General features: G+C 65.9%; 29 protein-coding genes and 2 pseudogenes. 17 read left to right on the top strand and 14 right to left on the bottom strand.

What is annotated here, in order from left to right:
- Positions 1-4: 4 nt before the first annotated feature.
- The 5 genes from IEW58_RS11230 to IEW58_RS11210 are packed head-to-tail and all read right to left on the bottom strand — an operon-like array spanning position 5 to position 3,256.
- Positions 5-1,138, bottom strand: coding sequence for a GNAT family N-acetyltransferase (locus IEW58_RS11230; RefSeq protein WP_229658559.1), 1,134 nt, complete (start codon positions 1,136-1,138; stop codon positions 5-7).
- Positions 1,135-1,905, bottom strand: coding sequence for a glycerophosphodiester phosphodiesterase family protein (locus IEW58_RS11225; RefSeq protein WP_188645194.1), 771 nt, complete (start codon positions 1,903-1,905; stop codon positions 1,135-1,137). The genes IEW58_RS11230 and IEW58_RS11225 overlap by 4 nt, the downstream gene beginning before the upstream one ends.
- The gene (locus tag IEW58_RS11220) at positions 1,877-2,338 is read right to left on the bottom strand and encodes a RidA family protein (RefSeq protein ID WP_188645193.1); all 462 of its coding nucleotides are present in this window, start codon (positions 2,336-2,338) and stop codon (positions 1,877-1,879) included. The genes IEW58_RS11225 and IEW58_RS11220 overlap by 29 nt, the downstream gene beginning before the upstream one ends.
- 19 nt (positions 2,339-2,357) lie before the next feature.
- Positions 2,358-3,011 carry an HAD family hydrolase gene (locus IEW58_RS11215; protein WP_188645192.1) on the bottom strand — a complete coding sequence of 218 codons (654 nt, stop codon included), beginning with the start codon at positions 3,009-3,011 and terminating at the stop codon, positions 2,358-2,360.
- Complete coding sequence (locus tag IEW58_RS11210) at positions 3,008-3,256, bottom strand: DUF3572 family protein (protein WP_188645789.1); 249 nt, start codon at positions 3,254-3,256, stop codon at positions 3,008-3,010. The genes IEW58_RS11215 and IEW58_RS11210 overlap by 4 nt, the downstream gene beginning before the upstream one ends.
- A 120-nt stretch (positions 3,257-3,376) precedes the next feature.
- On the opposite strand from IEW58_RS11210, the gene IEW58_RS11205 reads away from it, so the two are divergent.
- Positions 3,377-3,745, top strand: a complete 369-nt coding sequence (locus IEW58_RS11205) for a response regulator (protein ID WP_188645191.1) — start codon at positions 3,377-3,379, stop codon at positions 3,743-3,745.
- A gap of 11 nt (positions 3,746-3,756) precedes the next feature.
- On the opposite strand, the gene IEW58_RS11200 is transcribed toward IEW58_RS11205, so the two are convergent.
- The gene (locus tag IEW58_RS11200; RefSeq protein WP_229658558.1) at positions 3,757-4,305 is read right to left on the bottom strand and encodes a Pycsar system effector family protein; all 549 of its coding nucleotides are present in this window, start codon (positions 4,303-4,305) and stop codon (positions 3,757-3,759) included.
- Positions 4,306-4,442: 137 nt separating this feature from the next.
- Here IEW58_RS11200 and IEW58_RS11195 point away from each other — a divergent pair, with 137 nt between their 5' ends.
- Together IEW58_RS11195 and spt are read left to right on the top strand one after the other, a co-directional pair.
- Positions 4,443-4,685, top strand: coding sequence for an acyl carrier protein (locus IEW58_RS11195; protein WP_188645190.1), 243 nt, complete (start codon positions 4,443-4,445; stop codon positions 4,683-4,685).
- Positions 4,682-5,935: a serine palmitoyltransferase gene (spt, locus tag IEW58_RS11190; protein ID WP_188645189.1), complete on the top strand. Its 1,254-nt coding sequence runs from the start codon at positions 4,682-4,684 to the stop codon at positions 5,933-5,935. Before IEW58_RS11195 ends, spt begins: the two co-directional genes overlap by 4 nt.
- Here the strand turns inward: spt and IEW58_RS11185 are convergent, their stop codons facing one another.
- A complete protein-coding gene (locus IEW58_RS11185) occupies positions 5,936-6,814 on the bottom strand; it encodes an MBL fold metallo-hydrolase (protein ID WP_188645188.1) in 879 nt (292 codons plus the stop codon). It abuts the gene before it with no gap.
- 58 nt (positions 6,815-6,872) lie between these two features.
- On the opposite strand from IEW58_RS11185, the gene IEW58_RS11180 reads away from it, so the two are divergent.
- Genes IEW58_RS11180 through IEW58_RS11170 form a run of 3 tightly spaced genes read left to right on the top strand, consistent with a single transcriptional unit; the run spans position 6,873 to position 8,504 of the window.
- Positions 6,873-7,205, top strand: coding sequence for an ArsR/SmtB family transcription factor (locus IEW58_RS11180; RefSeq protein WP_229658557.1), 333 nt, complete (start codon positions 6,873-6,875; stop codon positions 7,203-7,205).
- A complete protein-coding gene (locus tag IEW58_RS11175) occupies positions 7,202-7,720 on the top strand; it encodes a rhodanese family protein (RefSeq protein ID WP_188645187.1) in 519 nt (172 codons plus the stop codon). The genes IEW58_RS11180 and IEW58_RS11175 overlap by 4 nt, the downstream gene beginning before the upstream one ends.
- Before the next feature lie 4 nt (positions 7,721-7,724).
- On the top strand, positions 7,725-8,504 hold the full coding sequence (locus IEW58_RS11170) for a sulfite exporter TauE/SafE family protein (protein ID WP_188645186.1): 780 nt from the start codon (positions 7,725-7,727) through the stop codon (positions 8,502-8,504).
- Here IEW58_RS11170 and IEW58_RS11165 read toward each other — a convergent pair.
- Positions 8,501-9,136: a YqaA family protein gene (locus IEW58_RS11165; protein ID WP_188645185.1), complete on the bottom strand. Its 636-nt coding sequence runs from the start codon at positions 9,134-9,136 to the stop codon at positions 8,501-8,503. The two genes, IEW58_RS11170 and IEW58_RS11165, sit on opposite strands and share 4 nt — an antisense overlap.
- A gap of 142 nt (positions 9,137-9,278) precedes the next feature.
- Between IEW58_RS11165 and IEW58_RS11160 the strand changes: the two genes are divergently transcribed.
- The 11 genes and pseudogenes from IEW58_RS11160 to IEW58_RS11110 all read left to right on the top strand — a co-directional run bounded on the left by IEW58_RS11160 (position 9,279) and on the right by IEW58_RS11110 (position 18,852).
- On the top strand, positions 9,279-9,419 hold the full coding sequence (locus IEW58_RS11160; protein WP_188645184.1) for a hypothetical protein: 141 nt from the start codon (positions 9,279-9,281) through the stop codon (positions 9,417-9,419).
- Positions 9,420-9,721: 302 nt separating this feature from the next.
- Positions 9,722-10,465 carry a hypothetical protein gene (locus IEW58_RS11155; RefSeq protein ID WP_188645183.1) on the top strand — a complete coding sequence of 248 codons (744 nt, stop codon included), beginning with the start codon at positions 9,722-9,724 and terminating at the stop codon, positions 10,463-10,465.
- The gene (locus tag IEW58_RS11150) at positions 10,458-11,813 is read left to right on the top strand and encodes a DNA-packaging protein (protein WP_188645182.1); all 1,356 of its coding nucleotides are present in this window, start codon (positions 10,458-10,460) and stop codon (positions 11,811-11,813) included. The genes IEW58_RS11155 and IEW58_RS11150 overlap by 8 nt, the downstream gene beginning before the upstream one ends.
- Positions 11,814-11,963: 150 nt before the next feature.
- Positions 11,964-12,089, top strand: a pseudogene (locus tag IEW58_RS11145) (GIY-YIG nuclease family protein); the annotation flags it as partial.
- Positions 12,090-12,130: 41 nt separating this feature from the next.
- Positions 12,131-12,988, top strand: a pseudogene (locus IEW58_RS11140) (DUF2460 domain-containing protein); the annotation flags it as partial.
- Positions 12,985-13,797 carry a phage/gene transfer agent baseplate hub protein gene (locus IEW58_RS11135; protein ID WP_188645180.1) on the top strand — a complete coding sequence of 271 codons (813 nt, stop codon included), beginning with the start codon at positions 12,985-12,987 and terminating at the stop codon, positions 13,795-13,797. The pseudogene IEW58_RS11140 and the gene IEW58_RS11135, both read left to right, overlap by 4 nt.
- Positions 13,794-14,204: an NlpC/P60 family protein gene (locus IEW58_RS11130; RefSeq protein WP_188645179.1), complete on the top strand. Its 411-nt coding sequence runs from the start codon at positions 13,794-13,796 to the stop codon at positions 14,202-14,204. Before IEW58_RS11135 ends, IEW58_RS11130 begins: the two co-directional genes overlap by 4 nt.
- Positions 14,205-14,206: 2 nt before the next feature.
- Positions 14,207-16,384, top strand: coding sequence for a phage tail protein (locus tag IEW58_RS11125; protein WP_188645178.1), 2,178 nt, complete (start codon positions 14,207-14,209; stop codon positions 16,382-16,384).
- Between the two features lie 32 nt (positions 16,385-16,416).
- Complete coding sequence (locus IEW58_RS11120) at positions 16,417-16,875, top strand: DUF2793 domain-containing protein (RefSeq protein ID WP_188645177.1); 459 nt, start codon at positions 16,417-16,419, stop codon at positions 16,873-16,875.
- Positions 16,876-17,071: 196 nt separating this feature from the next.
- Positions 17,072-18,220: an OmpA family protein gene (locus IEW58_RS11115; protein WP_188645176.1), complete on the top strand. Its 1,149-nt coding sequence runs from the start codon at positions 17,072-17,074 to the stop codon at positions 18,218-18,220.
- A 98-nt stretch (positions 18,221-18,318) separates the two neighbouring features.
- Positions 18,319-18,852 (top strand): superoxide dismutase family protein, encoded by a 534-nt coding sequence (locus IEW58_RS11110; RefSeq protein WP_188645175.1) that lies wholly within the window; start codon positions 18,319-18,321, stop codon positions 18,850-18,852.
- Here IEW58_RS11110 and IEW58_RS11105 read toward each other — a convergent pair.
- The 6 genes from IEW58_RS11105 to IEW58_RS11080 form a co-directional block, all read right to left on the bottom strand.
- Complete coding sequence (locus IEW58_RS11105) at positions 18,849-20,444, bottom strand: spinster family MFS transporter (protein WP_444545769.1); 1,596 nt, start codon at positions 20,442-20,444, stop codon at positions 18,849-18,851. The genes IEW58_RS11110 and IEW58_RS11105 overlap by 4 nt on opposite strands.
- Positions 20,445-20,465: 21 nt before the next feature.
- Entirely contained in the window at positions 20,466-21,152 is a 687-nt protein-coding gene (queC, locus tag IEW58_RS11100; protein WP_188645174.1) for a 7-cyano-7-deazaguanine synthase QueC, read from the bottom strand.
- A 40-nt stretch (positions 21,153-21,192) separates the two neighbouring features.
- Positions 21,193-21,609 carry a DUF3617 domain-containing protein gene (locus IEW58_RS11095; protein ID WP_229658555.1) on the bottom strand — a complete coding sequence of 139 codons (417 nt, stop codon included), beginning with the start codon at positions 21,607-21,609 and terminating at the stop codon, positions 21,193-21,195.
- Positions 21,610-21,705: 96 nt separating this feature from the next.
- The gene (gene hslO, locus IEW58_RS11090; protein ID WP_188645173.1) at positions 21,706-22,599 is read right to left on the bottom strand and encodes an Hsp33 family molecular chaperone HslO; all 894 of its coding nucleotides are present in this window, start codon (positions 22,597-22,599) and stop codon (positions 21,706-21,708) included.
- A gap of 44 nt (positions 22,600-22,643) precedes the next feature.
- Positions 22,644-23,597 (bottom strand): ornithine carbamoyltransferase, encoded by a 954-nt coding sequence (gene argF / locus IEW58_RS11085; protein ID WP_188645172.1) that lies wholly within the window; start codon positions 23,595-23,597, stop codon positions 22,644-22,646.
- Positions 23,597-24,787 carry an aspartate aminotransferase family protein gene (locus IEW58_RS11080; RefSeq protein ID WP_188645171.1) on the bottom strand — a complete coding sequence of 397 codons (1,191 nt, stop codon included), beginning with the start codon at positions 24,785-24,787 and terminating at the stop codon, positions 23,597-23,599. Before IEW58_RS11080 ends, argF begins: the two co-directional genes overlap by 1 nt.
- Positions 24,788-24,791: the final 4 nt, after the last annotated feature.

The raw sequence follows: 24,791 nt of genomic DNA, 5'->3' as shown, positions 1-24,791 counted from the left end.
GCCGCTAGCTCTTGCGGAAGGGCGTGCGCTCGCCCAGCCATTCGGCGTCGATCGCGACGCCTTCGCGCTCGCGGCGCAGGAAATCGGCCACCGCGCCGCGGAAACCGGGATCGGCGATCCAGTGCGCAGAGGTCGTCCGCACCGGCTCGTACCCTCGGGCGATCTTGTGCTGTCCCTGGGCGCCGGCTTCGACCCGGCCAAGTCCCATTTCGATCGCCGCGTCGATTGCCTGGTAGTAGCACAGTTCGAAGTGAAGGAAGCGCCGGTCTTCGGTGCAGCCCCAGTACCGGCCGTAAAGCGCATCGTTGCCAATGAAGTTGAGTGCCCCCGCAATCGGACGGTCGCCAGCGAACGCAAGGACCAGCAGGATCCGGTCGGCCATGCGTTCACCGAGCAGGTCGAACGCTTCGCGCGTCAGGTAGGGGCTGCCCCACTTCCTCGCGCCCGTGTCCTGATAGAATATCCAGAACGCATCCCAGTGTTCGGGGCGCAGTTCGGCTCCGATGAAGCGCTTGATTGACACTCCGTCGTGCGCCGCTGCGCGCTCCTTGCGGATCGCCTTGCGCTTGCGGCTGGCGAGCTGGTCGAGGAAATCGTCGAAAGAACCATAACCGCGGTTCTCCCAGTGGAACTGGAGATCGCGCCGCAACAGCCAGCCTGCCTGCTCGAACAGCGGCACCTGCGCCGGCTCGATGAAAGTCGCATGCGCCGAAGACAGGTGGTTGGCCTCGGCGAACTGCTGGGCGAACCCCAGGAGCGGCGCAGTGAGCGAGGGCAAGCGCGTCAGAACGCGCGGCCCCGTGGCCGGAGTGAACGGGACGGCAATCTGGAGCTTGGGGTAATAGCGCCCGCCAGCCCGCTCCCATGCGTCGGCCCAAGAGTGATCGAACACGTACTCGCCCTGGCTGTGACCCTTCAGGTAGGCTGGGAGCGCTGCAACCAGCCGCCCCGCGCCTTCGATGACGAGCGGGGCGGGAAGCCAGCCGGTGCCTTCGCCGACGCTGCCAGAATCCTCCAGTGCCGAGAGAAAGGCATGGCTGACAAACGGGTTGCCGCCATTGGTAAGCGCGTCCCATTCTGCGGCCGGCAATTCTCCCACCGAACCGGCCATGCGGGCGATCAGTTCACCATTGCTCACGCCAAACCCGCCCCTTCGGCAATCGGCGCATCGGCAAAGATGGCTGCGCGTTCGCGGAGCAGGGCCGACCGCACGGTCCAGGTGAGGACTGGCAGGCCACGCGCGCGCTGGGCGGCAGCGAAGCTGCTCGGCAAGTCGCGCACGTCGTAGGCCAGGAAGTCAGGCTTGCCCGCCCACAGCGATAGCTGGCGCTTGAACCAGCCGCCGACGCCGCGGGAGTTTTCTTCGGTCACTACCAGACCGCGAACTACCGCGGGCGCGTGCGTCCCGAACCAGCGCGGCACGCGCGCATCGAAGCTCATCACCGCGCAGGGACCACGATATCCGTCGAGCGCGCGATTCACCGCCAGGCATAGCGGTATCGGGTTGCGGTCCTTCTTCGATTTGATCTCGATCAGCAGTGGCACCCGGCCAGCCACCTGCTCGAGCAGCTTTTCGAGCGTGGGGATGCGGTCGCCGGATAGTAAGGCGACCTGCTCCAGCTCGCTCGAGAGCCGCCGGGCAACGGGCCCTGACTGCGCGGTCAGCCTGTCCAGTTGCCAATCGTGGAAGACCATCGCCCGCCCGTCGCGGCTTTTCTGCACATCGCACTCGATGCCCAGCCCGCGACGGATCGCTTCGGCGAAGGCCGACGGAGAGTTTTCCGCGACGCGCTCGTCATGAACGCCGCGGTGGGCGTAAGTCTGACCGCCAAGCCAGGAGACCCGCGCCGGATCGGGAGCCGGCGCGAGAGCGGCGTCAATCCACCCGAACGGCGACAATCGCATCGACCTCGACTGCAGCGCCGAGCGGCAGGACGGGCACGCCGACCGCGCTGCGGGCATGCTTGCCGGCGTCGCCGAACACCTCGACCATCAGCTCGCTCGCCCCGTTGGCGATACGCGGCTGGTCCTGGAACTCACCGGTCGAATTGATGAATGCGCCGAGTTTGACGACCCGCTCCACTCGGTCGAGCGAGCCAAGCGCTGCTTTCAGCTGCGCCAGGATCATCAGTCCGCACGCGCGTGCCGCTGCGATGCCGTCGTCCAGCGGCACGCTTTCGCCGAGGCGGCCCTTGACCAGCTCACCGTTCACGAACGGAAGCTGGCCTGAGACGTAAGCCCGGCGACCGTCAATCACCACCGGAACGTAGGCTGCCACCGGCGCGGCAGCCTGGGGCAAGGTGATCCCGAGTTCGCTCAGGCGTTCATCGATAGTCATGCTTTCTTCCTTACTAGCCCTACCGCTTCGCTGCTTGAAGCGGGGTTTCGGTGTCTTCGGCCAGTTCGCCCATGAGCCAAGGCAGCGCTTCGTCCCACGTGTCGATCCGGGCATGCGCGTCGCCCGCCTTGTGCGCGCAGGCGATGCGCGAGGCGAGGGTCGGTTCGCCGCACAAGTGCAGGCGCCGCAGGTGCGGCACGGTGTCGGCAGCGGATTTGTGATGCTGCGCCAGGTCGTCGATGAACACCGCGCGGCTGGGCGCGAATTCGTCCATGATCGCCTTGAGTGCCGGACCCTTGGGTCCCTGGTTAGTGAACACCCGCGCGTGGATGCCGTGATTTGCGAGCTGTGCGGCGCGCATGTCGCGGTGCCGGTCGGTCAGGTTGGTGAGGATGACGACGTCCGCATGCTCAGCCAGCGCGTTGATCCCCGCCACCGCGCCGGGGATGGGAAGCTGGCGGTGCATCTCGGTATCAAAGAAGGTCCGCAGAAAGCGCCAGATGTCAGCCTGCTCGACCAGTTCGCCACTTTCCTGCCAGCGCATCGATTCGCCGAAGTCGTTGCCGACGAGGCTGAAGTTCACGCCCTGGCCTTCCTCCAGCCAGTCCTTGAAGTGCGTGATCATGTAGAGCAGCACTTCGTCGCAGTCGGAGATGACGAGCGGGCGGCTCATTCGGGCAGCGCCCCGCCCGAAAGCTCCGTGCGCGCCTGCGCCAGCCGTTCCGGCGCAACATTGAGCGCGTCGGCAGCCAGGACCATGTCGGGCTCGTGCGATGCAAGGTAATCGAGAACGGCGCCGAGCACGGCCCGGTCGGTCAGGTTCTCGCGCAGCACCTCCGGCGTAAGTCCGGTCAGCGCCAGCAGCCGGTCGGCGCGGTCCTGATCGGCAAGCACCCAGCCAAGCGCCGATAGCGCCAGCGTATCGGCGTCGCCCGGATGGTGGTGTGAAGGCGTTTCGGCGGTAATTGTCAGCGTCCTTTATGGGCCCTAAGCGGTGGGGCAGGCCGGTAAGCGGGCGATATGGGAGTGGGCGCCTCAGTGGCAAAGAGAATTATGGTTGTCGAGGACAACGACCTCAACCGCAAGCTGTTCTGCGACGTGCTGCGCACCAGCGGATTCGAGGTCGAGCCGGTCGCCGATGGCGAGCTGGTGCTCAACGCCGCGCGCGCTTTTGCGCCCGATCTCGTGATCATGGATATCCAGTTGCCCAATGTCTCGGGCGTCGATCTCATCAGCGCCATGCGCCGGGATGCCACGCTGGGCGACACCCCGGTTCTCGCGGTCACCGCGTATGCCGGGAAGGGCGACGAAGACAGGATCCGCGACGCGGGCGCGACTGGCTATCTTTCGAAACCGGTATCGATCGGGCCGTTCATGGCCGCCGTGCGCGGGCTACTGCCGGGATAACCGAATACCAGCTAATTCAGGACCAGCTCGATCGCGAACGAGACGAGCGTGACGACGAGTCCGGCCACGAAAATGCGATAAGCCAGGCCCATGAACCGGTATTTCTTTCGCTGGAGCACCTGCCCGTTCTGGTAGATGTCGTGCAGCATCGTGCGGAACACCGTTTCGTCGTCCTTCAACTGATCGAGTACGTCGGCCGTCCATTCGGCCTCGTCGCGCCCCGCGAAATGACCGAAGAAGAGCCGGTTGGGGCTTTGCGGACCCTTGCTGCGCGAGACGGAGGGCAGCACCGCGATCACCGCGCACAGCGAACTGAGGAACGCGAAGCAAGCCAGGATAGCGAGGCTTATCGGCAGGTGTCCGGCGAAGGCGCGGCTAACGGCGATGGAAAAGACCAGGAAGCTCGCGCCCATCAGGATCGAAGCCTTCTGGTCGGCCATCTGCGAAAGCTGGAGCGTCTGCTGCTGGGTCGTGCGAACAAGGTGGATCGCGTGTTGCGAATACGCCGAAGGGCGCGCCGGGGGCATGGCTTCGGCGCCGGTTCCGGAGTTGTCCGCCATGCGTACCTCCCCCTCGCATTCCTCGACCCTGAGGGCTTGCCAGCGCGCGAGGAGCTTGACAAGCGCGGCCCGGAGCCGCTTTTCCGCCGCATTGCCGTGGCAGCGCCCGCCGGGCCAAAAAGGATACCGACCGAACCATGAACCGCGATGAAGTCGACGCCCGCATCCGTGCCATCGTCGAACCGTTCAACAAGAAGAACGTCGCTATCGACGAGGACACCACATTTGCCGGCGACCTCGAATTCGACAGCCTGACGGTGATGGACTTCGTCGCCGCGATCGAGGACGAATTCGACATCATCATCTCGATGAACCAGCAGGCCGAGATCGAGACCTGGGGCAACCTCATCGACGCCGTGCACGAGACGCAGGGCGCATGAGCGAAGGCATCGACGAGCCGGACAAGCCGGTCATCCGCACCGGCGACACGCCGGACCTGTTCGCCAAGTTCGATCCGCTGATCGCAATGCGCGAAGGCTTGCTCGCGGGCGGGCAGGAGGATCCGTTCAACCTCGTGATGGAGAAAGTGCTCTCTCCGACCCGGGCGATCTGCAACGGGCGCGACACGATCCTGCTCGGCACTTACAACTACATGGGCATGACGTTCGACGAAGACGTCATCGCCGCGGGCAAGCAGGCGCTCGACCAATTCGGCAGCGGCACTACCGGCAGCCGCGTGCTCAACGGGACCTATCGCGGCCACAAGGAGTGCGAGAATGCGCTCCGGGAATTCTACGGCATGGACCATGCCATGGTGTTTTCGACCGGCTACCAGGCCAACCTCGGCATCATCAGCACGATCGCCGGCAAGGGCGATTACATCGTGCTCGACATCGACAGCCACGCGAGCATCTGGGACGGCTGCAAGCTGGGCGACGCCGAGATCGTGCCGTTCAAGCACAACGATATCGAGGCGATGGACAAGCGGCTCGGCCGCATTCCCGAAGGCGCGGGCAAGCTGGTCGTGCTCGAGGGCGTCTATTCGATGCTCGGCGACATCGCGCCGCTCAAGGAGATGATCGCGGTCGCCAAGAAGCACGGCGCGATGGTGCTGGTGGACGAGGCGCATTCCATGGGCTTCATCGGCGAGCACGGACGCGGCGTGGCCGAGGCGCAGGGCGTGCTTGACGACGTCGACTTCGTGATCGGCACGTTCTCGAAGTCGGTCGGCACGGTCGGGGGTTTCTGCGTCTCCAACCACCCCAAGTTCGAAATCCTTCGCCTGGTCTGCCGCCCCTACGTGTTTACGGCCTCGCTCCCGCCGAGCGTGGTGGCGACCGCTGCAACCTCGATCCGCAAGCTGATGCACGGCTCCAACAAGCGCGCGCACTTGTGGGAAAATTCGAAGACGCTGCACCAGGGTCTGACCGGCCTAGGCTTCCAGCTCGGCACGGCGGAGCCGCAGAGCGCGATCGTGGCGGTCATCATGCCCGACCTGGAACGCGGCGCGGCCATGTGGGAGGCGCTTCTCAAGGAAGGGCTCTACGTCAACCTCGCCCGTCCGCCGGCGACGCCCGCCAACATGACGCTGCTGCGCTGCTCGCTGTGCGCCGAACACTCTGCCGAGGAGGTCCAGACCATCCTCGGCATGTTCGAGCGTGCGGGCAAGGCAATCGGAATTATCGGCTGATCAGCCCACCGGGCGGGCCACCGGTTTCACCGGAATGCGCAGGTAGCTGACGCCGTTGTCCTCGGCCGGAGGCATGCGGCCGGCTCGGATGTTGACCTGCACCGACGGAAGAAGGAGGCGCGGCACGGCCAGCGTGGCGTCGCGTGCTTCGCGCATGGCGACGAACTCTTCTTCGCTCACTCCATCGTGAACGTGAACCGAATTGGTTCGCTGCTCGGCAACCGTCGTCTCCCACGCGAACTGGTCGCGGCCGGGCGCCTTGTAGTCGTGGCACAGGAACAGGCGGGTGTCTTCAGGGAGCGTAAGCAGCTTGCGGATCGAGCGGTAGAGCTGGCGCGCGTCTCCGCCCGGAAAGTCGGCGCGCGCGGTGCCGTAGTCGGGCATGAACAGCGTGTCGCCGACAAACACCGCGTCGCCGATGCGGAACGCGACATCCGCCGGGGTGTGGCCGGGGACGTGGATGACCTCGACCGTCAGCTCGCCCAACGTGAAGGTCTCGCCGTCGGCGAAGAGGTGATCGAAGTCCGACCCGTCGGTCTTGAGGTCGTCGGCGTGGAACATCGGGCGAAAGATCTTTTGCACGTCGCGGATGTGCTCTCCGATGCCGATCCTGGCGCCGGTCTCGGCCTTGATGAACGGCGCGGCCGAGAGGTGATCGGCGTGGGCGTGAGTTTCGAGCACCCAGTCGATCGTCAGGCCATCATCCTTCGCGGCGGCAAGGATCGCCTGCGCGGAACGGACGTCGGCCTCCCCGCTGGGAAGGTCGAAGTCGAGAACCGGGTCGATCACCGCGGCGCGGCGGGTTGCGGGGTCCGAGACGAGGTAGCTGACTGTGTTGGTCGGCTCGTCGAAAAAAGCACGGATCGTGGGGGTCGGCATCGCTGCTCTCCTTTTCGTGCTTGACATATATCACGGTTTGCTTATTTAGCAAGTCCTAATGAAACAGCTTCACCAGATGGACCTCGCAACCTTCTCCGCCAACGCCGACGCGGTGGCCGACCTGCTGCGCGCACTCGGCAACGGGCGGCGGCTGATGATCATGTGCAAGCTCACCGAGCATGGTGAGATGATGGTTGGCGATCTCGCGGAAGACGTCGGCCTCTCGCAGTCGGCGCTCTCGCAGCACCTCGCGAAGCTGCGGGCCGAGGGACTCGTCGCCGCCCGGCGCGAGGCGCAGGCCGCGTGGTACCGGGTTGCCGATCCGCGCTGCGAGACCTTGCTGGCGACGCTCTATCAACTTTACTGCTCAGACAAGGACCAAGGCCAATGACCCTTCCCACCGTCTCCCCTGCCGAGGCGAGCCGCCTCGCCCGCGCTGGCGGCCGCATCGTCGATGTGCGCTCACCAGACGAATTCGCGCGGGTGCGCATCCCCGGGGCGGACAACCGCCCGCTCGACTCTCTGTCTAAGATCGAGGCTCCCGGCCCGATCGTGTTCCACTGCCGATCCGGCATGCGCACCAGCGCCAACGCCGCGCGGCTCGCCGCATGCTGCGATGGCGAGGCTTACGTGCTCGATGGCGGGATCGATGCCTGGCGCAAGGCCGGCCTCGCGGTCGAGGAGGACAAGGGTGCCCCGCTCGAGATAATGCGCCAAGTGCAGATCGTCGCGGGCTCGCTCGTTCTTGTGGGCGTTCTGCTTGGCTTCACCGTGGCACCCGCGTGGTTCGCGCTGTCGGGCTTCGTCGGCGCGGGGCTTACATTTGCCGGGGTCAGCGGCTGGTGCGGGATGGCGCGACTCCTCGCGCTCATGCCGTGGAATCACCGCCAACCTGTAGCGAGCTGAGACCATGGATCCGGCCACCATCGCACTGGCGCTGCTGAGCGGCGCGCTGATCGGCTTCGTCCTCGGCCTTGTCGGAGGGGGCGGGTCGATCGTGGCGGTGCCGCTGCTCGTCTATGTCGTCGGTGTCGAGAGCGCGCACGCCGCGATCGGCACCGCGGCGGTGGCGGTCGCGCTCAATGCCGCGACGGGACTGGCTGGACACGCCCGCAACCGAAACGTGAAGTGGCCCTGCGCGCTGACATTCGGCGGGGCCGGCGTGCTCGGCGCAGCGATCGGGGCGGAGATCGGCAAGGCGGTCGACGGGCAGGCGCTGCTCGCCGCGTTCGGCGGGCTGATGGTCGTCGTCGGCGCGCTCATGCTGCGCGGGCGCAAGACCGGCGGCAATCCCGACGTGCGCCTCAATACCGAGAGCGCGCGCCACCTGCTCCCCCGCCTCGCGGCGTACGGGCTCGGCGTCGGTCTGCTCGCGGGTTTCTTCGGGATCGGCGGCGGGTTCCTGATCGTGCCGGGGATGATCGCGGCGACCGCGATGCCGATCGGCATGGCCATCGGAAGTTCGCTGGTGGTAGTCACCGCACTGGGCGCGACGACCGCGGCATCATACGCGCTGTCGGGCTATGTCGACTGGGTGCTGGTCGCCTGGCTGGTCGCCGGCGGCGCGATGGGCAGCGCGATCGGCCTGCTGCTGGGTAAACGTCTGGCAAGCCGCAAGAAACTGCTCGAGCGCGGGTTCGCCGCGGTCGTGATCGGGGTTGGCCTGTTCGTGGTCTACAGCTCGCTCTAGGCGGCCTGGACTGCCGCCGCCGAGCACTTGTCGCTCGCCTTGTCGCCGCCGCCCGAGAGCATGGTGATGGCGATGAACCCGCCGACCACCAGCACCACGAAGCCGATCGTGACAAGGCCAAGGTACTTGTCAATGAAGCGCTTGATCGGCGCGCCGAACAGGCGGAACAGGACGCCCACGATCATGAAGCTGATCGCGCGGCTCACGATGCTGGCGAGCACGAAGCTGACCAGGTTCATGTGGATGAATCCGGCGGTGATCGTCAAAAGCTTGAACGGGATCGGGGTCGCGCCCTTGATCATGATGATCTCGGCCCCGTATTCGCGCAGGTAGCACGCCGCGACCGGGAAGCTCTCGGTCATCCCGAGCGCGGCGAGGAGCTGGGTGCCGACGCTATCGTACAGTCCCCACCCGATCGCATAGCCGAGCAGCCCGCCGAGCACCGATGCGATGGTGGCGACCGCGGCGAAGCGCAGCGCCTTCTTCGGTTCGGCCAGGCACATCAGGCCGAGAAGGGGGTGGGGCGGTATCGGGAAGAAGCTCGCCTCGACGAAAGCGAACAGCGCCAGCCACCACACCGCATGCCGGTGCGCGGCCTTTTCCATCGTCCATTCGTACAGCCGGCGCAGCATGCGCATCCTCCCGCAAGGCGCCGCGCGTCTAGGGGAGAGCGGGCCCCGGCACAATGGCGCCGGAAAAAGCGATTGGCGTCCCCAGTTCGAATAATTGCCGCACCGCCTGCCCCTCGCTTACTAAAGATAGGGGGGTTGTCGGATGTCGACAGAGCAGATCAAGATCAGCCGTGCGGACGAGGATCTATCGATTGCATTTGCCAATCCGCTTGAAGCGATCGGCTGGACGAACACGCCGCCGGACCTGATGGAAATCGGCCCGGTCCGTTTTTCCTGCGAATAAGACTTGCTGCGCTCTGGACTGAATGGGGAGACTACCCGGCGCGGTACTTCGTGGGAGGCTTGGGGGATTGCACTCGTTCTTCTGACTGCCGCGGCGAACGGCATCCGCGTCTTGTTAGCGATCATGGACACGACCCCAGCTAACAGCAGTTTCTAACCAATACGGTTATTTCTGGTTGACATCGTGACGCTCTCTGGTTAGAGAAGCGGAACATCGCGAAAGTGTGATTCGAAACGGGCGGGCCGGTTTTTTCCGGCGCCGCCCGTTCTTGCGTCCGCTGTCGCCGGGGACGGGGAAGCCACATGACCGACACGAAAGGAAAGCCCGCGCCCGCCTGGGTGGCGCGTTTCCTCGAAGCTCTGCGCTCCGGGGAAGGCGTGCGCGAAGCATCGCGCATCGCGGGAGTAACCAGTTCCACCCCCTACAACCGGCGCGACAAGCACGAAGACTTCCGCGAGGCGTGGGACGCGATCCAGCCGGTCGACGCACGCCGGAAGCGCCGCCAGGGGCCGGCTCCCCAACGCGACGCAACCCGAGTTGAACGCTTCCTCGACGAGCTCGCCGCAACCTCCAATGTCGCTGCCGCAGCCGCGGTCGCCGACCTGCCGGTGAGCCGGATCTACCGGCTGCGCCGTACCGACCCGGATTTTGCGCGCCGATGGTACGCCGCGCTGGCCGAAGGATACGACAACCTCGAGATGGAGCTGCTCCGCCACTTGCGTTCGGCCAGCGCGGGAGGAGAGTCCGCCGGGTCTGCCGAAACGGGCAAGGCCAAGTTCGACACGGCCGCCGCGCTGCGCTGCCTGACCGCTCACCGCGAAAGCGTGGCCCGCGAGAAAGGCCGCCGCACCCTGGCCGACGAGGCGGCGACGATCGCGGCGATCAACGCCAAGATCGATGCGATGCGCGCCCGGGCGAAGGAAAGCGACGCCGCGATCCGCGCGGCGCGCCGGGCCATCGCGGACAGGGTCATCGCGGATAAGCCGGTTTCGGATAAGGTCGTTGCCAACAAGGCCGGGGCGCCGGGGGGCGGCACCGATGGGTAGGACCAAGCGCGAGCCCTCCCGCGGTGCGTGGCTTCGCCGCCCGGGACCGCAGGCCGACGCGGAGCGCGAGGAGCTGGCCCGCCAGCTCGCCCCGCACGAGCTCGCCGCCCTCGGCAGCTATTACTGGGAAGGCTGGGCCCGCGATGCCCAGCTGCCCCCGCGCGAGGCGTGGCGCACCTGGCTGATCTGCGCCGGGCGCGGGTTCGGCAAGACCCGTGCCGGGGCCGAATGGGTGCGCGATGTCGCTCGCAACGATGGAAACGCGAGGATCGCGCTGGTCGGCGCAAGCCTGAACGAAGTGCGCAATGTCATGGTCGAAGGCGATAGCGGCGTGCTCGCAGCCGCGCCCGGGGCGCTGGCACCGGTATTCGAGCCGAGCTTGCGCAAGCTGACGTGGGAAAACGGCGCGATCGCCTGGCTTTATTCGGCGGGCGAACCTGAGAGCCTTCGTGGACCCCAGCACAGCCACGCCTGGTGCGACGAAATCGCCAAGTGGGACAACGCCAATGAACGGGCGATGGCGGCCTGGAACAACCTTCAGCTGACGATGCGGCTGGGTGACGTGCCCCGCGTGCTCGCCACCACCACGCCGCGCCTTGCGCCGCTGATGCATCGCCTGATGCTGGAGGCCAAGCGCGGCAAGGTGGTGGTCGCGCGGGGGCGGACGACCGACAATTCCGATGTGCTGCCGGCGGACTACCTCGCCTCGATGATCGAGCAATTCGCGGGCTCGGGCTTCGGGCGGCAGGAGCTCGACGGCGAGCTGGTCGAGGATGTCGAAGGCGCGCTGTGGACTCGGGCGCTGCTGGAACGATGCCGGGAAGTCATGCCGCGCTGCCAGAGGTTGCGCACGGTAGTCGCGGTCGATCCGCCGGCGGGCGAAAGGGGCGATGCTTGCGGAATCGTCGTGGCCGCGCTGCTGGAAGACGGCAACGCGGTGGTCCTGGCCGACGCCAGTATCGAGAAAGCCAGCCCCGAACGCTGGGCCCGCGCGGTGGCCGGCGCGGCCCGCGACTGGGGTGCCGACCGCGTGGTGGCCGAAGCCAACCAGGGCGGCGCGATGGTCAAAGCGGTGCTCCACGCCGCCGACCACGCGCTGCCGGTGACGCTGGTCCACGCGAGCAAGGGCAAGGCCGCCCGCGCCGAACCCGTCGCCGCGCTCTACGAAAGCGGCCGCGTGCGCCACGCCGGGATGTTCGCGATACTGGAGGACCAGATGTGCGGCCTGATGGCGGCAGGGCGCTACGAAGGGCCGGGAAGATCGCCCGACCGGGCCGACGCGCTCGTATGGGCGCTGAGCGAGTTGATGCTGGGGAGGAAGGCCGGGCCGCGGGTACGAGGGTTGTGATGGAGGGAATCTTGCGTTCGCTGGATCGCCGCCTGCGCGGAGATCACGGCAGTTGAAAGGTGTGCGAACAACTCTTCTTCATTCCCGCGCAGGCGGCAATCCAGTAGCGACACCGCTGTGCCGCGCGAAATCTCCCCGATGGTCTAGATTATGGCGTGGGCGCGCAACGGCACCCTGTATGTCGGGGTCACCTCGAACCTGCTGCAGCGCATCGCGCAGCACCGGGAAGGCACCCTCGGCGGCTTCAGTGCCAAGTATGGCACCGCGGCCCTCGTGTGGTTCGAACCCCACGCAACGATGGAACACGCCATCATCCGCGAGAAGCGGATCAGACGGTCGACGAGCGGCTGGGATATCCGCCGGATGCGCAGGATTACCTGGCCGGATTCGTGCTCGATCCCGCCGATGCCGAACAGATGTGGCCGCGGATCGACGCCGGGATCGACGAGGCCATCGCCCGCGGCGTGGCGAGGACATTCGTCTGGGCGAGCCCGCAAGTCTCGCGCGACGGATACACCCGGCTCCCATCCCCCCAGGAGGAAACCATGCAGGCTTTCGACGACGTGCTCTACCCGCTCGCGCTGGGGCGCGATGCCGGCGTTTCGCCGGAATTCTCGACCAGCGTGGCGGTCACCGCTTCCGGCCACGAACGGCGCAACTCGTTGTGGTCCGATTCGCGGCTGCGGTTCGATGTCGGCCCGGGTATCCGTTCCGAAGCCGAGCTCGGCACCCTGATCGCCTTCTTCCGCGCCCGCCGCGGCGCCGCGCGCGGGTTCCGCCTGAGCGATCCGTTCGATCACAGTTCGAACGGGATGACCGGCCTGCCCGGGCCGCTCGACCAGAAGATCGGCGTGGGCGACGGGCTGACCGCGCGGTTTCGGCTCATAAAGATCTACGGCGATGGGGAAGAACCCCAAGTGCGCCCGATCACCCGTCCGCGCCCCGAGACCCTGCGGGTCAGCGTCGATGGAACCGAAACCGGCGATTTCAGGCTGGAGCCCGGCGGAACGATCGCCCTGGCCGTCGCCCCGCCCGAAGGCGCGGAGGTGCGGGCAGGTTTCCTGTTCGACGTGCCCGTGCGCTTTGCCGAAGACCGGCTCGACGTGACCGGTGCAGCCTTCGCAGCCGGCGAGGCGCCCTCGGTGCCCCTCATCGAAGTGCGCGAGGCGGTATGAGCAGGGTTTTCTTCACCAATGAGCTGGAGGGTGTCGCCACCTTCTGGCGCATCCACCGCCGCGACGGGGTCACCCTGGGCTTCACCAGCCACGACCGCGACCTGTTCTTCGGCGGCGTGCTCCACCGCGCCGCCCCGGGCGTCTTGCCGAGCGCGGTCCGGCGAAGCGCCGGGATAACGGGCGACAGCGCCGAGATGCATGGAGCGCTTGCGCACGACTCGATCGCGGAGGACGACCTGGCGAGCGGACGTTTCGACGGGGCCCGCGTCGAAGTAGGGGCGGTCGATTGGGAATCGTGCGAAAACGCCGCGCTCTACAGCGGCACGATCGGTTCGGTAGCGCGTGAGGACGGCGCCTTCAGCGCCGAGTTGCGCTCGGCCAAGGCAGCGCTCGAGGACGATCCGGTCCCGCGCACCAGCCCAACCTGCCGGGCACGCTTCTGCGGACCGGGATGCGGGTTGTCCGCCGCGCGCTTCATCCACCGTGCCGCTCTCCTGTGGGCCGATCCGGAAACCAATCGGGCATCGTTCGACGGGCCGGACGCTGAACTGCTGGCCGGAGGGACCGTGCGCTGGCTCGAGGGACCAGCCGGGGGCTTGATGGACATCCTCGCGGCGGAGGAAGGCGCCGTCATCCTGGACGGAATGCTGCCCGACGGGCTGCGTCCCGGGACCAAAGTGCTCCTGCGCGAAGGATGCGATCATACGCTGGCCACCTGCGCGGCCCGGTTCGGGAACGCGGTCAACTTCCGCGGCGAGCCGTTTCTTCCAGGTAACGACCTCCTCACCCGTTATCCGAGCCCGGCGTGACCGGACTTGACCTCGCAAACGCCGCCCGCGGCCTGGTCGGTGCCCCTTACCGGCTCCACGGCCGCGATCCTGCCACCGGGCTTGACTGCATAGGCGTGGTGCTCGCTGCACTGGCCGCCTGCGGACGCCGGGTCAGCGCCCCGTCGAGCTATGGCCTGCGCAATCGCTTCATCGATCGGTGGCTCCCCCTCGCGCAGGAAAACGGCCTCGCCGACGCCACCGGAAGCCTGATTGCCGGCGACATACTGCTCGTCCGGCCAGGTCCGGCGCAGCACCACCTTCTCGTGGCGATCGGGGAAGACCGGTTCGTGCACGCCCACGCGGGGCTGCGGCGGGTGGTCCTCCAGCCCGGCCCGCTGCCCTGGCGGTTCGAGCGCCGCTGGCGTCTTGCAAGCAAGGAGTCCTGATTATGGCCACCTTACTCCTTACCGCGGTGGGTACGATGATCGGGGGGCCGCTGGGAGGCGCGATCGGCGCGTTCGCGGGCCGCTCGCTCGATGCGCAGATCATCGGCGGAGGCAAGCGCGAAGGGCCTCGCCTGCGCGACCTCGCCGTCACCACCTCGAGCTACGGTCAGCCGATCCCCCGGCATCACGGCCGCATGCGCGCGGCCGGGACGGTCATCTGGGCGACCGATCTCGTCGAACACAAGGATCGCAGTGGTGGAAGCAAGGGGCAGCCTTCCGTAACCAGTTATGCCTACACCACTTCGTTTGCCGTGGCGCTGTCGAGCCGTCCGATCCGCGGCGTGGGGCGCATCTGGGCGGACGGGAACTTGCTCAGGGGCGCGGCGGGCGACATGAAGGCGGGCGGTGTGCTTCGCGTCCACACCGGGCATGGTGACCAGTCGCCAGACCCGCTCGTTGCGGCTGCCGAAGGCGCGTCCTGCCCCGCATTCCGTGACTGCGCGTACGTCGTTTTCGAGGATCTGGCGCTGGAGAACTTCGGCAACCGCGTTCCCGCGCTGACTTTCGAGATCATCGCCGATGATGGCGCCATAGCACTGGCCGACCTTGTCGGTCCTACCGGAGCGGATGGAGCCACGCCAGCAGACCTCGGACCGCTGGCAGGATTCGCCAACGAAGGCGGCCCGCTTGGAGGGACGATCGAGGTAATCGGCACCCTTTTTCCGCTGTCCGTAACGACGGGGGAAGAAGGCCTCGTCATCAGGCCCGCCGAGGACCCTGGTGGCACAGCTGCGCTGCTTCCACCCCCGGCGCGAGGCTGGGAAGAAAATGACTTTGGCGCGAATGGAGGGGGCCGGGAGGACCGCGATGCAGGCAAGCGCGAAAGGATCGCGGCCCTGCGGTACTACGACGTGGCGCGCGATTTCCAGGCGGGTGTCCAGCGATCCCGCAGCAGAGCGGAGGGGCGGGGGCAAACCATCGAATTTCCCGGTGCCTTGTCTGCCGACGATGCCCGTTCGCTGACCGAATCCGCTGACCGCCGCAGCGGCTGGCGCCGGGACGCGCTCCAATGGCGGGTGGCCGAACTGGATCCGCTGCTGGGTCCGGGGAGTCATGTGCGGGTGCCTGGCAAGCCTGGCACCTGGATAATCCAGGCATGGGAATGGCGCGAGCGCGGCGTCGAGCTGGAATTGGTCCGCCGCAGTCCCGCTGGCATGCTGACCGCGCCGGGCGATCCGGGGGCCAGCCAGCCGCCGGCGGACCTGATGTTGGGCCCGACTGTCCTGCGCGCGTTCGAACTCCCGGCAGCCGACACGACCGAAGGCCTGGCGACCTCCTTCGCCGCCGCCGCTGGTCGGGGCCACTGGAACGGGGCCGCGCTCTTTCTCGACAGGGCGGGGGAACTCGTCCCGATCGGCCACACGGGAAGGACGCCGGCCACCATCGGCCGGCTTGCTGCCTCCCTGGCTCCATCCGCCGCGATGCTGTTCGAGCCGACAGCCTGTATCGACATCGAACTTCCGGACGGCGGGTCGCTCCCCACAGTCGGTCTGTCGAGCCTCCTCATGGGCGCCAACAGGCTCCTCGTGGGCGGTGAGGTGCTGCAGTTCGCACGCGTCCAGCAACTCGGTCCGACGACCTGGAGGCTGACCGGTCTGTTGCGCGGCCGAGGCGGCACCGAAGCGGCCGCCCTTGCGGGTCACGCCGCGGGGGCCGATGCGATCCTGATCGATGACAGCATAGTGGGCCTGAATCCCGCTCTGGTACCGGGCGAAGCCGCTTCGACGATCGCCGCCATCGGTGTGGGCGATTCCGAACCGGTTTACGCCGGGCTCGCTAACCCCGGTCTTTCCCGTGCGCCGCTTTCTCCCGTGCATCCGCGGTGGCAACCGCGAAGCGACGGGGGGCTGGAGGTTGGGTGGGTTCGCCGCGCGCGCGGCGCCTGGACCTGGCGCGATGGTGTCGAGGTGCCCCTCGTCGAGGAAACCGAGGCCTACCGGGTCGGAGTCGGAACCGGGGACGCGCCAGCGATGGAATGGCAGACGGGTTCCCCGCAACTTCTCATCGACCGGGCGACCCGCTCCGCGCTCCTAGCGGACCATGATGGCGAGCCGCTGTGGGTTCGCCAGATCGGCCGCTTCGCGCAATCCCCTCCGCTGTTCCTCGGGCTTCTCGCCTGACGATGTTTCTCGACAATCGAAGGAGTTAACCGGTGACCGACCCGCTCATCTACACCTCGGCAACCCCGCGGCATTCCCTGCCCCTGCTGTTCGTTGGGCAAGCCCAGAAAGAGGCCTCGGTGAACGACGCACATGCGCTTGCCGACATCCTGCTTCATCCTTCCGTGGAAGGTGAGCTGGCCGACCCACCTGCGGATCCTGCAGACGGCCAATGCTGGCTTGTGGGAACCGGCGCATCGGGAGCTTTCGAGGGTCGCGAGCAATGCCTCGCTTCCTACCAGGCTGGCACATGGGTCTTCGCGAAACCTTGCGACGGGATGGTCATTTTCGACCGCCAGACCAGCCAGTTCCTGCCTTATCTGGGCGGCTGGCAACGCGAAACTGCGCCGGCGCAGCCGCAGGGTGGAGACGTCGTCGATGTCGAAGCGCGTGCCACAATTGCAACACTTGTGGAATTGTTGAGCCGAATGGGTATTCTTCCGCCGGAGTGACGGGAACATATCCTCTAGGCCCTCGTTCGGCGGGAACCAGGAGGGTTGGAAACAAAGATTTTTTGATGTTGCCGCCGAACCGGTGCCCAACTGCAACAGTTTGGAGTCAAAGCCTGCTTGCCTCCGTGGTAGGGAAAAGTTACAAATCGGGCCGCTCGATGGCTCAAGAAATTCGCTTAAAAAGGGGAATAACATAATGCGGAAACTCGTCATTGGCATGGCGCTGGCCTCCACGGCCATTGCATCGCCTGTCCTCGCCCGCGACGGCGCGTGGTACGTTGAACTCGACGGCGGTCCGATGATTGTCGAAGATATCGAATTCGACCTTCCGAATGCGCCTAACGATGTCATCGTCGACACCCACTACGGATACGACTTCGGTGGTATCGTGGGTTACGATTTCGGCTTCATCCGCCTTGAGGCGGAAGGCAGCTATCGCGCTGCCGACCTCGACCAGATCCAGGTCGGCTCGGCCGGTGTCACTTCGCGCACCGGTTTCTTCGCTCGCAACGACACTTACGATGCGATCGGCGATGCCAGCGTCCTCAGCTTCATGGTCAACGCATTGGCCGACTTCGGTCCCGATGATGGCCTCCAGGGCTTCGTCGGCGGCGGTGTAGGTGTTGCCCGCACCAAGTTCGACGGCGTGACGGTGAACACCGCGGGCCCCGGCTTCCTGGACGATTCCGACAGCGGTTTCGCCTGGCAGCTGCTCGCCGGTGTGCGCGCCCCGCTTACCGACAACATCGATGTTGGCCTGAAGTATCGCTTCTTCAACACCGACACGCTCGACCTGGTCGACACCGTCGGCCGCGACGTGAACGGCAAGTGGCGTTCGCATTCGCTGCTCGGCACCATCGCCTTCAACTTCGGCGGTGCGCCTGCTCCGATGCAGACCTGCTGGGACGGCACGCAGCTGCCGATGGATGCGACTTGCCCGGCTCGTCCGGTGCCGCCGCCGCCGCCGCCGCCGCCGCCGGCTCCGGTTGTCCAGTGCAACAAGGGTCCGTACATCGTCTTCTTCGAGTGGGATCGTTCGGACATCACTCCGGAAGCTGCGACCATCCTCAACAACGCAGCGTCGGCTTATGCCAACTGCGGTGCTGCGGCCGTCATGCTTGCCGGCCACGCGGACCGTTCGGGTTCGGCCCAGTACAACGTCGGTCTTTCGCAGCGTCGTGCCGATGCGGTGCGTTCCTACATGACCGCCCGCGGCATTCCGGACACCCGGATCTCGACGGAAGCGTTCGGCGAAACGCAGCCGCGCGTTCCGACCGCCGACGGCGTACGCGAACTCCAGAACCGCCGGGTGGAAATCACCTACGGTCCGGGTTCGGGCTACTAAGCTTCGGCCTCAGCCGATACACGATGGAGGGGCCGGAGAAATCCGGCCCCTTTTTTTTGAATTATGCGACGTTCCATTTCTCGACGAGGAAACCTGTCATGCACCTCAGACTAGCTGCCGCACTTCTTGCTGGTTCATGCGCTGCTCTCGCCAGTTGCAGCACGGTTTCCCAGTTGCCTGCGCAGCGCCTTGGCGCCGCTTCCCTGACGCTGGCGAACGGGCAGCCCGCAGGAACAGCGCAACTGGTGGCTATGGGCGATTCGGTTACGCTGGCAATCGGCGTCACCGGCGTGGCGCCGGGGCCCCACGGCATTCACCTCCATACGACCGGGCAGTGCAATGGCCCGGATTTCACCACGGCAGGCGGACATCTAAATCCGCTTGGCAAGCGTCACGGTTCTCTGGCGCCCGACGGCAAGCATGAAGGCGACCTGCCCAACTTAGTTGTCCAGCCCGGCGGCAGCGGGGCGCTGACGGCCGAACTCCAGGGCACACCCGAACAGGTACAGGAATGGCTGTTCGACCGTGACGGAACGGCGATCGTCCTTCACGCCGATGCGGACGATTATCGCACCGATCCTTCAGGAAACTCTGGCGCGCGGATAGCGTGCGGAGTTCTGACCAGCGGCTAGCGCTCTCCAGCCGCGCGCTGCGCGACGGATGCTTCGGCATCTGGCAGCGCGCGGTAGGCGTAGATCAGCAGCGCAAGAGCCACCGGTGCGACCGCGATTAGCGACAGGATGCCCGTCCTCAAGTCGCCGACGAGCTTACCGTTCGTCACCGTCCCCGAGAGGTCCGAAATGAGACCGACCATGTACGGGCCGAAAGAAAGCCCGACCAACGTGGTGCCGAGGAAGAACGCAGCGGTGGCCGTTCCCCGCATCGGTGGCAGGACGAGGTCCTGGGTAGTCGCGGCTGCGGCGCCCAAGGCGGTCGCTCCGAACATCCCGGCGAGGAAATTCATGGCGTAGAACAGGGTACTATTCTCGGTCGTGTAGCCAATCCAGATCGGGATGATCGGTGCGACCACTCCGAAAATGATGACGAGTATTCGGCCAGCCGGGTCACGCGCCCGCAGCCAGTCAGCCAGACGACCGCCGATAATCACTCCGAGAAAACCGGACAGTGCGCCGTTGGCCCCAAGGATGAATGCCAACTCCTGTTTCGGGAGGCGGAGAACGGTTTCTGCGTAAGGAGCCGACCAGAACGCCAAGGCGTAGGCGGCGAGGGACACCAGCCCGTAGCCGAGCGTTGTGCAGATGAAGGCCGGCGTGCCCCAGATCAGCCGATAAGTCGCCGGATCACGCGCCCGCAAGGTGGAGGCCCAGGAAAACACGGCGTAATATCCCAAGCCGACCGCGGACCATTGCGGCACGTTTCCCGTCACGCGGATCATGGCCCAGGTGAAGGCCATCACTGCAGCGGCAACAGCCACGTTGATCGCAAGAGCGGCAGGACCGCGCTGCCACGCACCGATGAGGGTGAACGGCGGGACGATCGTAGAAAGATCGGAGAAGAAGGCGCGAAGCGGATTCGGGCTTCGCGGTGCGGCCGGGGCCCCGTCCATGGCTCCGCGCACGGGCTCACGAAGAGTTGCAACCCACAGGGCGAGCAGGAGACCCGGGATGCCCACGACAAGAAAGGCGGCTTGCCAGCCGACCAGTCCGAATGGGCCTCCGTCTGGATAAGCGCTGTTCCAGCCTTTAACGATGAGAGCGCCGATAAACAGGGAGACGCCCCCCCCGAGGTACAAGCCCGACGAGTAGATTGCGATCGCGGTCGCCCTCTGGCGCTTGGGAAAATAATCGGAAATGAGTGAATAGGCAGTGGGAGATGCGGTCGCCTCTCCGACGCCGACGCCCATCCGGGCAAGCGACAGTGAAACCTGGTTCCGCGCCAGCCCGGACAACGCAGTCATGACCGACCAGATCGCCAGCCCCACCGTCAACAATCGCACCCTGTTCCAGTTATCGGCCAGCCGCCCAAGGGGGATACCGAACAGCGCGTAAAAGACCGCAAATGCGGCTCCCCCAAGAAAGCCCATGTCGCTGTCAGTCAGATTCAAGTCGGCCTTGATATCGACCGCCAGGATGCTGACGATCTGCCGATCGATGAAGTTGAGGATGTAGACCAGCACAAGGACGCCCAGAACGTACCAGCTGTACGCCGGCACGCGTGCCTCCGGCGTTGCGACGGGGTCGGACCCGCTCAGTTCAGTCAACAGGTCTCTCCCAGCACCAACCGGTCATGCGCCGGCATAATCCACCCTATCCATCAAGCCCGCGTCCGCGAAGCCCTTTCGCCGGAGCGCACAACTGTCGCACACACCGCACGCGCGTCCGTCCGGCGTTGGGTCGTAGCAGGACCAGGAAAGCCCGGTATCGAGACCCAGGCGGACTGCTTCGCGCGCTATATCCGCCTTGCTCAGATACTGAAGCGGGGCATGGATCCGGAACCCTCGGCCCTCGACCCCTTCGCGCGTGCCGAGCCGCGCCGTCTCTGCGAAACTGGCAATGAATTCCGGTCGGCAATCAGGATAGCCCGAATAATCGAGCGCGTTCACCCCGATGAATACATCGTGCGCGCCCGCGGACTCGGCGAAGGCGACCGTCAGGGCAAGGAACACCAGGTTTCGCGCCGGGACGTAGGTCACGGGAATTCCCGCGCCACCATCGTATTTCGGCACCGGAATGTCCGCCGTAAGCGCGGAGCCGCCGAATGCGCGCAGGTCGAGCGGGAGCACCACGTGATGTGCGATCCCTTGCGCCTCAACGATCGCGCGCGCCGCTTCCAGCTCGCAGCGATGCCGCTGTCCGTAGTCGACCGTGAGCGCGTGCACCGTAAACCCTTGCTCGCGCGCAATTGCCGCGACGACCATGGAATCGAGCCCGCCCGAAAGCAGTACGACGGCGATCTTGGGTTCGGCGACCATCCGAACGCGCTAGGCGTTCAGGAGCCGCGCGGCAATCGTGTCAGCGGCACGCTCCCACCCGGCGCGCTTCGGCGGAAAACTGGAAGGGAAGGCCCCCGGCGATCCCCTGGCTGTCGATCTGGACGAGATTGGTCGTTTCCCGCCGGATGCTGGTGCGGCCATAGCCATTCCCCCGGCAGGTATACTGAACAGTGACCGCATTGGCCGCGTCCTCGACGACGAAGCGGCTGCAGTTGCTGTTCCCGTGCTGCAACTGGATGAGTTCCATTCCCGAGCGTACGCAGAGGCGCCGCACCGAGCCACCGTCACGCGGGCGGACTTCCCACTGGCCGTCGTCCAGCGTCCCCAACATCGCCAACGAGGGGGCCTGCGCAGCCACCGGACTGAGCAGCCCCATCGCGATGAAACCAGCGGCAATGCGCGCCGGCCGCTTGCCGGCAAGCTTCTTCAGTCGCATGTGTGAAAACTCCAGCGTGCGCCCGCGAAGTCGACCTGGCCACGTTCTAGCATAAATGCACTGCACGATAAACTGTTCCGTTCGCGGGATGAAGCGTTAGCTCGCAATGGCGAATTCCCGGGAGCAAAATGCGCAGTCGACCACGATGAGCCCGTCTTCATTGCGCATGGCGACCCGCTCGTCTTCCGGGAAACGGTCCAGGACGGCCTGATAATGCTCGATCGAGCAGCGACACCCGCGTCTGACAGCGGGACCGGGCTCAACGCGCACTTCGCGTTCCTCGTGAAACAGGCGCCAGATGAGTGCCTCCAGCGACAGCTCGTAGCCGACAAGTTCTTCATGGCGCGTACTCCCGGCAAGGATAGCCACGTGCTCCCATTCGGGATGGTCCATGCGGACGTGAAGACGCTCGCGGCCTTCCTCGCCTTCGGCGAGGTGCTGGAGCAGGATTCCACCTGCGACGGTGCCGGCACCACCCGATCTCACGGCGGTCCGGATCAGGGTGGGCAGCTGTTCCGACTGGGTGAAATAGCTTTCGCATGCCTCGGCGAGCGACTCGCCTTCGAGAGGGACGATCCCCTGATAGCGGCCGCGCCCGCCCGAGAGATCGAACGTCATTGCGAGATACCCTTTGCCAAACAGCGCGAACAGCGAAGGATTGGCGCCGAGTGCGGCAAGGCGATCAGCGTCGAAATCGACGTAGCCGCGAAGCTCGCCTCCCCGCCAGTCGCACACCAGAAGGCGCACCACACCGCCTTCGGTCTGGGCTTGCAACGTTAATTGGTCGGAATCCTCTTTCAGAAGACCGCCGATCAGCGTGGTGAGGACGAGTGCCTCAGCGAGCAGATGAGTGATCGCCGGCGGATAGGAATGGGCGGAAAGAATCTCATGGATCGCCCCGTCCAGGCGCACGGCGCGGCCGCGCGCATGACGTGACGGGATCGAAAAGCCAAGAAGTCGATCGGAATAGGTTTCTAGCGGATGGTTCATCGCGCGCCATATGGGGTTGCCACGGCGCAGCGCAATCGCATGCTTCAGATGGCGCCGAAGCTCCAGAGCAGCACCGACTTTTGCGCGTGAATACGGTTCTCGGCTTCATCGAAAACCACCGAAGCCGGGCTTTCGAACACTTCTTCGCTGACCTCCTCGCCCACATGGGCAGGCAAGCAGTGGAGAAAGCGGGCGTCCGGCCTGGCGAGTGACATGAGGTCGGCATTGACCTGATACGGCATCATGGCGGCCATCTTTTCGGCGGCATGGTCCTGGCCCATCGAAATCCAGGTGTCGGTGACGACGACGTCGGCATCGCGGACGGCAGTGGCCGCGTCGTGCGTCAGCGTGACCGTCGATCCAGCTGCCCGGGCCTGATCGACGAAAGCGGCGGCCGGCTCATAACCGCGCGCAGTACCGACGCGGACATTGAAGCCAAGCAGGCCGGCGGCCTCGAGAATCGAGTTGAGGACGTTGTTGCCATCCCCCAGCCAGGCAAGCTCAAGCCCTTTCAGCGGCTTGCCGCCCTCCTCGATCGTCAACAAGTCGGCGACGATCTGGCACGGATGGGACCGGTCGGTCAGGCCGTTGATTACCGGCACGGACGCGTGACGCGCCAGCTCCTCGATCTTGCCGTGGTCGTCGGTGCGGATCATGATTGCGTCGACCATCCGGCTCAGGACGCGCGCCGTATCGGCCAGCGATTCGCCGCGTCCGAGCTGGGTGGAGCCGGCATCCATGACCAGTGCCGATCCGCCGAGCTGCCGCATGGCCATGTCGAAGCTCACTCGCGTGCGTGTCGAATTCTTTTCGAAGATCATCGCCAGCACGTGACCCGCTAGCGGCGCATCCGCATCCGCCTTGCCTTTGGGCCACCCGGCGCGCCCTGCCTTTCGCGTGTGCGCATCGGCCAGCATCGCGCGCAGCGCTTCCGATCCCGCATCGCGCAGGTCGAGGAAGTGACGCGGCGCGGAGCCAGTGCCGCCGCAGGTTTCCATCAGGCTGCTTCCGCCGGCTGGTAATCGGCCGCGCCCGCCGACAACTTGTCGAAGAATTCGTCGAACTCGGCATCACCGGCGACCAGCGGTGGCAGGATGCGCAGCGTGTTGTCGCCCGCCGCGACCGTCAACAGGTGATGCTTGTCGCGCAGGTGCGCGTAGAACGGCCGGCTCTCGGTCTTCATGCGCAAGCCCAGCATCAGCCCGCGCCCGCGGACGCAATCGAACAGTTCGGGATAGTTGCCGATGAATTGCTCGAGCCGGCTGCGCAGGCGTTCGCCCTTCTTACGCACTTGCGCCAGGAACTCGTCGTTGGCGACAGCGTCGAGCACCGCCGAACCGGCAGCCATGGCGAGGGGGTTGCCGCCGTAAGTCGAGCCGTGGGCACCGATGACCATGCCGCGCGCGGCCTTTTCCGTCGCGAGGCAGGCACCGAGCGGGAAGCCGCCGCCGATGCCCTTTGCCGTGGCAAGAATGTCGGGCTCGATGCCATACTGCTCGTAGGCATAGAACGTGCCGGTGCGCGCGACGCCGCACTGCACTTCATCAAGCACCAGCATCAGGTCGTTCTCGTCGGCGAGATTGCGCAGCCCCTGCATGAAAGCCTCGGAGGCCGGCCGAATCCCGCCTTCGCCCTGGATCGGCTCCACAAGGAAGCCGGCAGTGTTTGGCCCCATCAGGGCCCGCGCGCTCTCCAGATCGTCGAACTCGGCATATTTGAACCCGGCGAGCAGGGGCATGAAGCCCTTGTGCATCTTATCCTGATTGGAGGCGCTGATCGTCGCCATGGTGCGGCCATGGAACGCGTTCTTGAACGTGATCAGTTCGTACTTGTCCTCGTTCCCGACATGCTGGTGGTAGGAGCGAGCAGTCTTGATCGCGCACTCGACCGCTTCGGCGCCCGAGTTGGTGAAGAACACGGTATCTGCGAAAGTGAGGTCGACCAGACGCTGCGCCAGCGCTTCTCCCTGCGGGCTGCCGTACAGGTTGGACACATGCATCAGGGTCGCCGCCTGCCGCTGGATCGCGCCTATCAGGCCTTCGTGACTGTGGCCGAGCAGGTTGACCGCGATGCCGCTGGCAAAATCGAGGTATCTGGTGCCGTCCTCGTCAATCAGGTGGCAATGCTCGCCTCGGACCGGCCGCACACCGCACCGGGGATAGACGGGCATAAGCGGCGTGATCGACATGGCG

Origin of the sequence: Tsuneonella deserti (assembly GCF_014644315.1) — a bacterium.
GTDB classification, from domain to species: Bacteria; Pseudomonadota; Alphaproteobacteria; order Sphingomonadales; family Sphingomonadaceae; genus Tsuneonella; species Tsuneonella deserti.
Note: the sequence above shows the minus strand (reverse complement) of the source record. Positions and strands in the feature narration are given on the sequence as shown.

Bases quoted from the DNA above. Each gene is read 5' to 3' on its own strand.
- hslO (WP_188645173.1), bottom strand. From the start codon at position 22,599: ATGAACCATCCGCTAGAAACCTATTCCGATCGACTTCTTGGCTTTTCG.
- IEW58_RS11220 (WP_188645193.1), bottom strand. From the start codon at position 2,338: ATGACTATCGATGAACGCCTGAGCGAACTCGGGATCACCTTGCCCCAG.
- IEW58_RS11125 (WP_188645178.1), top strand. From the start codon at position 14,207: ATGGCCACCTTACTCCTTACCGCGGTGGGTACGATGATCGGGGGGCCG.
- IEW58_RS11115 (WP_188645176.1), top strand. From the start codon at position 17,072: ATGCGGAAACTCGTCATTGGCATGGCGCTGGCCTCCACGGCCATTGCA.
- IEW58_RS11195 (WP_188645190.1), top strand. From the start codon at position 4,443: ATGAACCGCGATGAAGTCGACGCCCGCATCCGTGCCATCGTCGAACCG.
- IEW58_RS11200 (WP_229658558.1), bottom strand. From the start codon at position 4,305: ATGGCGGACAACTCCGGAACCGGCGCCGAAGCCATGCCCCCGGCGCGC.
- IEW58_RS11175 (WP_188645187.1), top strand. From the start codon at position 7,202: ATGACCCTTCCCACCGTCTCCCCTGCCGAGGCGAGCCGCCTCGCCCGC.
- IEW58_RS11080 (WP_188645171.1), bottom strand. From the start codon at position 24,787: ATGTCGATCACGCCGCTTATGCCCGTCTATCCCCGGTGCGGTGTGCGG.
- IEW58_RS11225 (WP_188645194.1), bottom strand. From the start codon at position 1,905: ATGCGATTGTCGCCGTTCGGGTGGATTGACGCCGCTCTCGCGCCGGCT.
- IEW58_RS11155 (WP_188645183.1), top strand. From the start codon at position 9,722: ATGACCGACACGAAAGGAAAGCCCGCGCCCGCCTGGGTGGCGCGTTTC.
- IEW58_RS11215 (WP_188645192.1), bottom strand. From the start codon at position 3,011: ATGAGCCGCCCGCTCGTCATCTCCGACTGCGACGAAGTGCTGCTCTAC.
- IEW58_RS11160 (WP_188645184.1), top strand. From the start codon at position 9,279: ATGTCGACAGAGCAGATCAAGATCAGCCGTGCGGACGAGGATCTATCG.
- spt (WP_188645189.1), top strand. From the start codon at position 4,682: ATGAGCGAAGGCATCGACGAGCCGGACAAGCCGGTCATCCGCACCGGC.
- IEW58_RS11150 (WP_188645182.1), top strand. From the start codon at position 10,458: ATGGGTAGGACCAAGCGCGAGCCCTCCCGCGGTGCGTGGCTTCGCCGC.
- IEW58_RS11180 (WP_229658557.1), top strand. From the start codon at position 6,873: ATGAAACAGCTTCACCAGATGGACCTCGCAACCTTCTCCGCCAACGCC.
- queC (WP_188645174.1), bottom strand. From the start codon at position 21,152: ATGGTCGCCGAACCCAAGATCGCCGTCGTACTGCTTTCGGGCGGGCTC.
- IEW58_RS11170 (WP_188645186.1), top strand. From the start codon at position 7,725: ATGGATCCGGCCACCATCGCACTGGCGCTGCTGAGCGGCGCGCTGATC.
- argF (WP_188645172.1), bottom strand. From the start codon at position 23,597: ATGGAAACCTGCGGCGGCACTGGCTCCGCGCCGCGTCACTTCCTCGAC.
- IEW58_RS11095 (WP_229658555.1), bottom strand. From the start codon at position 21,609: ATGCGACTGAAGAAGCTTGCCGGCAAGCGGCCGGCGCGCATTGCCGCT.
- IEW58_RS11135 (WP_188645180.1), top strand. From the start codon at position 12,985: ATGAGCAGGGTTTTCTTCACCAATGAGCTGGAGGGTGTCGCCACCTTC.
- IEW58_RS11110 (WP_188645175.1), top strand. From the start codon at position 18,319: ATGCACCTCAGACTAGCTGCCGCACTTCTTGCTGGTTCATGCGCTGCT.
- IEW58_RS11165 (WP_188645185.1), bottom strand. From the start codon at position 9,136: ATGCTGCGCCGGCTGTACGAATGGACGATGGAAAAGGCCGCGCACCGG.
- IEW58_RS11185 (WP_188645188.1), bottom strand. From the start codon at position 6,814: ATGCCGACCCCCACGATCCGTGCTTTTTTCGACGAGCCGACCAACACA.